This window comes from Bradyrhizobium sp. Ai1a-2 (assembly GCF_000426245.1).
In the GTDB taxonomy this organism is placed as follows: domain Bacteria; phylum Pseudomonadota; class Alphaproteobacteria; order Rhizobiales; family Xanthobacteraceae; genus Bradyrhizobium.
Genome location: NZ_AUEZ01000223.1, coordinates 1 through 1,691 on the forward strand (window position 1 = coordinate 1; position 1,691 = coordinate 1,691).

The 1,691-nt window shown below is 60.3% G+C and carries 1 protein-coding gene and 1 pseudogene; both read left to right on the forward strand.

What is annotated here, in order from left to right; genetic code table 11:
- Positions 1-92 (forward strand): annotated as a pseudogene (locus K288_RS53345) (cytochrome C oxidase Cbb3); the annotation flags it as partial.
- Positions 93-186: 94 nt separating this feature from the next.
- Positions 187-1,650, forward strand: a complete 1,464-nt coding sequence (ccoG, locus tag K288_RS0143330) for a cytochrome c oxidase accessory protein CcoG (RefSeq protein ID WP_027584864.1) — start codon at positions 187-189, stop codon at positions 1,648-1,650.
- Positions 1,651-1,691: the final 41 nt, after the last annotated feature.

Consider the following 1,691-nt stretch of genomic DNA (forward strand, 5'->3'; position numbering starts at 1 on the left):
CCGGCGTGATGCCTTCATGGGATGGCCGGCTCGATCGGGTAACGTTGAAGGCGATGACGGTCTACGTGCACTCGCTCGGCGGAGGCAAATAATTCTCCTCGGCGCGGGGGGCTCCTTTTAGCTGAATCAACCGCGCGCTAGCGCCACCTTGGGCTCAAATTGCCACGCTCGACATCGCGAACCAGCATGAACAAGCCCGTGATGCCCAAAAAGCTGCAATACGACAATTATGAGCCGCTCTATGCGGCCCGCAAGAAGGTTTATCCGCAGAGCGTTTCGGGGACTTTCCGCCGGATCAAATGGGCGCTGATGGCCGTCTGCCTCGGCGTCTATTACTTCCTCCCTTTCGTGCGCTGGAATCGGGGTCCGGACGCGCCCGACCAGGCGGCGCTGCTCGATTTCCCGAACCAGCGATTCTATTTCTTCTTTATCGAGCTCTGGCCACAGGAGGTCTACTACTTCACCGGCCTGCTGATCGTCGCGTCGGTGACCCTGTTCCTGATGAATTCCATTGGCGGCCGCATCTGGTGCGGCTATCTCTGCCCGCAAACGGTCTGGACCGACCTGTTCTATGCCGTCGAGCGTTGGATCGAAGGCGACCGCCGCGAGCGCATGAGGAAGGACGCTGCGGCCCATCGGTGGACTCTCAGGCGCAGTTGCGAAGTTGCTCTGAAGCACGCAATCTGGCTCATGATCGCCTGGTGGACCGGCGGCGCCTGGGTGCTTTTCTTCAGCGATGCGCCGTCTCTGATGAACGATCTCGCCGCCTTCCAGGCGCCGATGGTCGCGTATCTCTGGATCGGGATCCTGACCAGCACGACCTATCTCCTGGCAGGCCACATGCGCGAGCAGGTCTGCACCTATATGTGTCCCTGGCCGCGCATCCAGGCCTCGCTCACCGACGAATGGGCGCTCAACGTCACCTATCGCTACGACCGCGGCGAGAAGCGGACTTCGGTGAAGAAGGCAGCCGAACTGCGCGCGCTCGGCGAACATGTTGGCCATTGCGTCGACTGTTATCAATGCGTTGCCGTCTGTCCGACCGGCATCGATATCCGCAACGGCCCGCAGCTCGAGTGCATCCAGTGCGGTCTGTGCGTCGATGCCTGCGACGCGGTGATGAAGAAGATCGGCCGGCCAACGCGTCTGATCGGCTATGATAACGAAATCAACATCCTGCGCCGCCAACAGGGCCAGCCGCCGATCTACCGAATCGTTCGGCCGCGTACGATTATCTACGGCCTATTCATCGCCTTGGTCGTAGGCATCATGCTGTACGCGCTGAACACGCGCTCGTTGCTCAAGCTCAATGTGCTGCATGACCGCAACCCGGTTGCCGTGACGCTCAGCGACGGATCGATCCGCAATGCCTACACCATGCGCTTACTCAACAAGAGTGGCTTCGATCGCGTCATCGCGATCGACATCGATGGTCCTGTCAATGCGACTGTGCATGTGGTGGGTGCGAATTCGGTGATGCCGGACCGGCCCGAGGTCGTGATCGGGCGCGACCAGACGACCGAATTGCGCCTGCTCGTTACCGCGCCTAAAGAGAACAACCCGGAGAGATCGATTCCGGTTCACTTCCATGTCACCGATATCGGGCTTGGCGTGGTTGCCTCGGCCACCGACAATTTTGTGGCGCCCTAGGTGGTGTGGACACTTATCTCAGCCATAAGACGATGGCTGCG

Bases quoted from the DNA above. Each gene is read 5' to 3' on its own strand.
- ccoG (WP_027584864.1), top strand. From the start codon at position 187: ATGAACAAGCCCGTGATGCCCAAAAAGCTGCAATACGACAATTATGAG.